Genomic DNA, 6,618 nt, shown 5'->3' with positions numbered 1-6,618 from the left:
ACCCGTCCCTCATCCGCCCACCGGCGCAGCGTCACAGGATGCACACCGATGTACTCAGCGGCCGGACCCAGACGCAGCAACGACATGATCAAGAACGTACCACATAGCTTCGCTTAGTCAACCAGGCAACAGTTGCACACCCTTGCAGGGATCGTGCTGTCCACGCCGCGTTCCGCCGGGTGGTGGGGTGACCGCCCGCACAGCGACGTCCTCGATCGAACGTGTCCGATTGTTCGCCGGAATGGCGAGTGCCTTGCTGGCGACTACAGGTCCGCGCAGCCGGTCTCGTCGGGCAGCAGCGGGCGTGGAGCCACCTGCCACACCCGACCGGCGCTGCTCCAGCGCGTGCCGGCACCGGCGGTGGCCGCCTCCCGGCGGACCCGTTCGAGGTCGGCGCCGCGCAGCACGAGGCAGGTGGAGCCGGAGGCCGTGCCCCGCAGGGGTTCGCCGGTCAGCGCCGGCAACGGCCAGGGCCGGGCCGGCTCGGGGGGATCGGCCGGCGTGGCGACGATCGCGACGGCCGTCGGCTGGTACGGCACCGTCGGGCCGGCGGCGTACCCGGCAAGCGCCGCCCGGAGCCGCGCGGCCGCCGGGTCGGTCCGGGGGAGGGTGACGGTGCGCCGCCCTCGGGTCGAGCCGACGACGACCCGGACGACCGGCGCGTCAGGGCCATCGGCCGCCGCCTGTTCCGGCAGCGCGGCGGCGTCGCGGAGCAGATCGCGTACGCCGTCCGGCGGGACCTGGTCCGCGCGTAGGTGCGGCCAGCCAGTGGGGGACCCGGCCGGGACGCTGATCAGCCGGCCGTCCCCGAGCAGGGAGAAGCGGGGCGTTAGGGCTGCCGCGCCTCTGGGTGGCAACAGGCCGGGCAACTCGCTCAGCCGCAGCACCAGGGCCTCCGCACCGCTTGGCGGCTCCCCTTCCGCCTCGTCCCGCCCGGCGCAACCGGCGATCGTCGCCGCTCCGGCGAGCAGGGCCGGCATGGTGAGCAGGGCCAGCACTCTGCCTCGGTGCATCGGTCGCCTCCTGCGTAGCGGTTACGCGGGTCGGACGCCCCAACGGTGCCGCCGGTTCCGTCCGGGCCGGAACGGACCCTGGCCTGGTACGGACGGTGGTCCGGGAGCGCCGTGGTCGGCACCCCCGGACCGGTCGTCCCGGTTTCTTCCCGACGGTCAGGACCGGGTGAGGGTGTAGTTACCGGAGCCCGCCTTGTTGATCACGACGATGCCGTACCAGGCGCTCCGGACAGGGGTGAAGGTGATCGTCTCGGTGGCGCCGGCCCCGCCGCCCGTGGCCGCGGCCACGGCGCTCGACCGGGGGCGGATCCAGGTGGCCGAGTTGGCCGGGTCGCTGTCCAGGACGAACAGCTGCGCGTCCTGACCGAAAGTTCAAGGAAGGGTGTCGGAGGGGCCGTCCCGGAAGGTGCGAGACGGCCCCTGACCGCGGTGCGGTTAGCCGCGGTGCGGTTAGCCGCGGTGCCATTTTTGGTTGGCGCCGCCGGTGCACTCCCACAGTTGCAGCACCGCGTCGTTGTTCGGGTTCCAGTCGGCGATGTCCACGCACTTGTTCGCCTGTGGATTGACCAGGTCGCCGGCCGCGGTCAGCACGAACTGCTGGGCCGGGTTGCCGGAGCAGGTGACGATCTGGATGGCCGCGCCGTTCGCGGTGGAGCCCCAGGCCACGTCCATGCACTTGTTGTTCTGCGTACGCAGGGTCCCGTTGACGAAGTCCCAGCGTTGGTTGGTGCCCCCGTGGCAGTCCCACACGATGAGCCGCTGACCGTCGTTGAAGTTCCAGTTCGGCACGTCGATGCATTTGTTGTGCCAGTTGCTGACGATCATGCTGCCGGTCGCCGGCGGCGGCCCGGTGGGGCCACCCGGGCCGAAGGGGGTCAGGGTGATGGCGGCCGACCGGGGGTCGCCGCTGTGCACGAGGGACTCGAAGCCGCCGACGTCGTCGTAGGCGAAGCCGTACGCCTTTCCGTCGGCCATGTTGGCGTGGATGATGCGCGAGTAGTGGTTGGGGGCGCTGTTCTTGTAGAAGGTGTTGGCGTCGAGGTTGGGCTCGACGTCGAACGTGCCGAGGGTGCCGCGGTTCAGCGCCGTGCACAGGGTGCGCTTGATCTCCGGCTCGATGAACGGCGGCGTGTTCGGTGCGTTGAAGACGCCGTCACAGCCCCACACGTTGCTGGTCGTGGGCTTGGCGACGGTGGCGACCTGCGCGCCGGTCGAGTCGGTGAAGACCATGTTGGTGCCCACGGTGCGGCCGAAGAACCTGCGGTTCGGCTCGGCGACGCGCGGCACGACGGTGAGGGTACGGCTCGTGTACGCGTTCCACGCCGAGGTGATGTACGAGTCCAGGTAGCCGGGGTCCATCAGCCCGGCGTCCATCGCCTTGCCGGGGGCGAGGACCCGCAGCACGGTCCCGTCGGCGCGGGTGACGACCGACCGGGCGAACGCCGGCTGGGCCTTGACCGCGTTGATGACGGTGTTCCGGCCGTCGTTGAGCAGCTCGCCGGTCTTGGTCGTGCTGCCGTTGCTGTGCGTGACGGAGACGGCGTGTGGCACGGCGAACTGGTCCACCTGCGAGCTGTTCAGCCACAGGCCCGCGTCGTTGTAGGTGAACTCCGACCAGTCGAACAGGATGTTCCGGTTCGGGTCGCCGCCGGCCCACGGCGCAGGCTGCACCAGGCCGTCGGGGGTGAGCCGCAGGTCGAGCTTCTGGCCGAACGAGAAATACATGCGTCCGGAGAGGAAACGCGGGAAGCGGACGGTGACACTGCCGCCGTTGCCCGGGCCGGCGATCGCGACGTCGGGCGCGGGCGTCGGCGGATTGCCCCCGGCCGGCCAGCGGGTGAACGCGCCGGCGGCGTTGACGTAGCCGAGGCCGCCGCCGGGGCGGATGTCGGTGCCGAGGATGTAGAGGTAGACCGCCTCGCCGCGGCCGGAGTTGTTGGTGACCGTGACGGGTAGCAGGTCGGGGCCGATGGCGTCTGCGGAGTCCTGGGTCGCGGCAAGGGCCACGGGGACGGCCAGGACGAGCATCGCCAGTCCGCAGAAGGTTGCGGCCACTCTTCTGCCCAGCGAGCGTCTGCTGCTCAAGGGGTGCTCCTTCGGGGTAGGGACGGGTGCCCTCGCGGCCCGACGGTGGTGGTGTTGGTGCGGGACGCGGTGGCGGGAGCGGTCGGAGTGCGGTTGCCTTTCCGACCGGAGAGAGCGCTCTCTCATACTTTCAACTTGGTCTATGTTTTATGTCAATAGCCGTCGGAGGGGAGGATGCGGGTACGAACGGTGGTATGGCCGATCGACCGCGGCTGACCGTCGCCGCCACCGTGCTGGACTCGCCCGACGCCCAGCAGCTCGCCGGGTTCTACGAACGCCTGCTCGGGTGGGCGCGACACCACGACGAGCCGGACTGGGTCACGCTGCGCCCGCCGGACGGCGGTGCGGGCCTGTCCTTCCAGACCGAGCCGGCGTACGTGCGGCCGGTGTGGCCGGCGGGTCCGCAGGAGCCGCAGATGATGGCCCACCTCGACATCGAGGTCGACGACCTGGAAGCGGCGTCGGCCCACGCGGTGGCCGCCGGCGCCACCGTGGCGGACTTCCAGCCGCAGGACGACGTGCGGGTGCACCTCGACCCGGCCGGCCACCCGTTCTGCCTGTTCATCTGACCGGGGCGCGGCGCCCGACGAGGTCCACTCCCGGTCGCCGCGGGGTGCGGCTGCCCGGTCAGCTCGGCTCCTTGCCGGCGGCCGGCGGCATCCGCCGCCGGCCCGCACGACTCGGTCCGCCCCGTCACGGACGCTGCCTGCGGTTGCGCGCCGCCCCTCAGCGGCCCGGGGCGCCGGAGCGATGGTTGCGCCTCAGGCGCGGGACCACTTCTGGTTTGCCCCGCCGGTGCAGTCCCACAGCTGGAGCTTGCCGCCGTTGTTCGGGTTCCAGTCCCGCACGTCCACGCATCGGTTGGAACTGGGGTTGACCAGGTCGCCGGAGCCGGTGAGGGTGAAGCGCTGTGCCGGGTTGCCGTTGCAGCTGACGAGGTTGACCTCGGTGCCGTTGGCGGTGCCGGCCCAGGCGGGGTCCATGCACTTGCCCATGGCGCGCACCGTGCCATCGGAGGCGAACGTCCAGGCCTGCGCGGCGGTGGTGTTGCAGTCCCAGATCTGCAGCTTCGCGCCGTCGACCGGGTTGGCTCCGGGGATGTCGATGCAGCGGCCGCTCTGCGCTCCCTTGATCCGGGTGGTGCCGGACGGCGGGTTGCCGTCATCCGGGGTGTAGCCGGAGACCCGGACGTAGTCGACGAGCATCTGCTGGGGGAACTGGGTGGAGGCGTCGGGGTATCCCGGCCAGTAGCCGCCGACGGCCACGTTCAGGATCAGGAAGAAGGGGTGGTCGAACACCCAGCGGTTGCCGCCGAGCCGGGCGGGATCGACGCGGTGGTACTCGACGCCGTCCAGGTACCAGATGATGGAGTTGGGCTCCCAGTCCACCCGGTAGCTGTGGAAGCCGTCGGCGAGGGGCTGGCCGAGGGTACGACTGCCGCTGATGCCGCCCGAGCCGGAGTAGCCGGGGCCGTGCACGGTGCCGTAGACGGTGTTCGGCTCCTTGCCGACGTTCTCCATGATGTCGATCTCGCCGGAGTTCGGCCACTGGACGCTGCCGATGTCGTTGCCGAGCATCCAGAACGCCGGCCAGATGCCCTGACCCCGCGGGACTTTGATCCGGGCCTCGAACCGGCCGTACGCCTGGGTGAAGGTGGCGGCCGTGAGCAGCCGGGCGGAGGTGTACTGGCAGCGGCCGTAGTGGCACTGGTAGTTGGCCGGGTTCTCCTTGCGGGCGGTGATGACCAGGTTGCCCTGGCCGTCGTGCACCGCGTTGCTGGTGCTGTTGGTGTAGTACTGCTGCTCGTTGTTGCCCCAGCCGCCACCGCCGATGTCGAACCGCCACCTGCTCTGGTCGACGGGCGTGCCGGCCGGTGCGTTGAACTCGTCCTGCCAGGTGATCCCGGCGATGGCCGCCTGCGCCGGGTGGGCGTGCGGCGGCAAGACGGCGGCCGAGGCGGCGAGGAGGGCGAGGGTCACGGCGCGGGCGAGGATTCGTGACCGTGGGCGGGGGCGGGCTCGAAACACGGGGTTCTCCTTGGGGTGGGTACGGGACGACGGATGCTGACGATCGGCGGGCGCGGCGGGAAAGGGGATGGTGCGATCAGCCGCGGCGCCACTTCTGGTTGGCGGTGCCGGCGCAGTCCCACAGCTGCAGGCGGGCGCCGTCGGAGTTGTTCCAGTCCTTGATGTCGACGCACTTGTTGGCCTGCGGGTTGACCAGGTCGCCGGCGGCAGAGAGGACGAACTGCTGGGCCGGGTTTCCGCTGCAGGTGGCGATCTGGATGGTGGCGCCGTTGGCGGTGGAGCCCCAGGCCACGTCCATGCACATGTTGTTCTGGCTGCGCAGCGTTCCGCCGGTGAAGGTCCAGGCCTGCGCGGCGGTGCCGTTGCAGGTCCACGTCTGCAGCGGAACGCCGTCGGAGAAGTTGGAGTACGGCACGTCGATGCACCGGTTGTTCCAATTGCTGATCAACCGGTCACCGCCGCCGCTGGTGGTCAGCGACAGGCCGTAGGCGGCGAGGATCTCGTTGACCGGCTGGAACCAGGTGGTGCCGCCGGTGGAGCAGTTGCCGGAGCCGCCGGAGGTGACGCCCTGGGCCTGGTTGCCGGAGATCCAGGAACCACCCGAGTCGCCGCCCTCCGCGCACGCGTTGCTGCGACTGAGGCCGTACACCGCGCCCTGCGCGTAGTTGACCGTCTCGTTGCGGCCGAGGATGGTCCCGCAGCGCCATCCGGTGGTGCGGCCGGAGCGGCAGACCGAGCTGCCGATTGCCGCGTCCTGGGAGCCGGCCACCGCCACGTTGCCGCTCGAGTAGTTGTTGACCCAGGGCCGCGGCGTCCAGTCGCCGTTGGTGCGGACCCAGGCGTAGTCGTCGCCGGGGAACGACGAGCCGGCGAACGTGCCCTGCGCGACGTTGTTGAAGCCGAGGGTCGGGCTGCCGGGCCGGCCACAGTGGCCGGCGGTGACGAAGCCGCCGGCGACGGCGAAGCCGACCGAGCAGAGGGTGTTGCCGTTGATGACGTACTGGTCACCGCCGCGGATGTCGTACTTCAGGCGGGGCGCGTCGGCGGACTCGGCGACGGTCACCGCACTCGCGGCGAGCCCGCTGGCATGGGCGAAGGAGCGCGCCTCCGCGGTGGCGCCGGGCCGGGCCGTCACCACGACCGCGTTGCGTGCCACGTCGACGTACCAGCCGTAGACGCTGCGCGGGTCCGCCTTCGCCCGGCTGCGGTCCAGGGACCGCTTGGCCGCGTCGAGGGTGCGCTCGTCGCGGGGCACGACCTTTGGATCAGCGCCCTCGGCCCGGACGGCCGGGGCGAGCGCCGGATCGGTGACGGCCACGGTCAGGCGTCGACCGCCGGGCGGGATCCACGCCCCGGCGAAGGCTCCACCGAGCCGGGCGCGGAGGCGCTTCTCGACGGTCGGGGCGGCGGCCTCGACCCGCAGGCGGGTGCCGAGCTGCGCGTCGGTCAGGCCGAGGTCGCGGCGCATCGCCTCGGCCACCGCCGGCGCGATG

The 6,618-nt window shown here is 71.4% G+C and carries 6 protein-coding genes; 1 reads left to right on the top strand and 5 read right to left on the bottom strand.

Features of this window, described 5'->3' with window-relative positions; all coding sequences use genetic code 11:
- Positions 1-263 precede the first annotated feature (263 nt).
- The 3 genes from JNW87_RS32575 to JNW87_RS32570 all read right to left on the bottom strand — a co-directional run bounded on the left by JNW87_RS32575 (position 264) and on the right by JNW87_RS32570 (position 3,041).
- On the bottom strand, positions 264-1,013 hold the full coding sequence (locus JNW87_RS32575; RefSeq protein ID WP_238455003.1) for a hypothetical protein: 750 nt from the start codon (positions 1,011-1,013) through the stop codon (positions 264-266).
- Positions 1,014-1,169: 156 nt separating this feature from the next.
- The gene (locus JNW87_RS39985) at positions 1,170-1,301 is read right to left on the bottom strand and encodes a hypothetical protein (protein WP_255420177.1); all 132 of its coding nucleotides are present in this window, start codon (positions 1,299-1,301) and stop codon (positions 1,170-1,172) included.
- A 162-nt stretch (positions 1,302-1,463) separates the two neighbouring features.
- On the bottom strand, positions 1,464-3,041 hold the full coding sequence (locus tag JNW87_RS32570; RefSeq protein ID WP_238455004.1) for a beta-1,3-glucanase family protein: 1,578 nt from the start codon (positions 3,039-3,041) through the stop codon (positions 1,464-1,466).
- A 251-nt stretch (positions 3,042-3,292) separates the two neighbouring features.
- On the opposite strand from JNW87_RS32570, the gene JNW87_RS32565 reads away from it, so the two are divergent.
- Positions 3,293-3,667, top strand: coding sequence for a VOC family protein (locus JNW87_RS32565; RefSeq protein WP_109800247.1), 375 nt, complete (start codon positions 3,293-3,295; stop codon positions 3,665-3,667).
- Positions 3,668-3,859: 192 nt separating this feature from the next.
- Here the strand turns inward: JNW87_RS32565 and JNW87_RS32560 are convergent, their stop codons facing one another.
- Complete coding sequence (locus tag JNW87_RS32560; protein WP_238455002.1) at positions 3,860-5,125, bottom strand: glycoside hydrolase family 16 protein; 1,266 nt, start codon at positions 5,123-5,125, stop codon at positions 3,860-3,862.
- 76 nt (positions 5,126-5,201) lie between these two features.
- On the bottom strand, positions 5,202-6,617 hold the full coding sequence (locus tag JNW87_RS32555; protein WP_238455001.1) for a ricin-type beta-trefoil lectin domain protein: 1,416 nt from the start codon (positions 6,615-6,617) through the stop codon (positions 5,202-5,204).
- Between the last annotated feature and the right edge of the window lies 1 nt (position 6,618).

This window comes from Micromonospora sp. ATA51, from assembly GCF_016802855.1.
GTDB lineage: Bacteria > Actinomycetota > Actinomycetes > Mycobacteriales > Micromonosporaceae > Micromonospora > Micromonospora sicca.
This window is presented reverse-complemented; position numbering and strand designations above follow the sequence as displayed.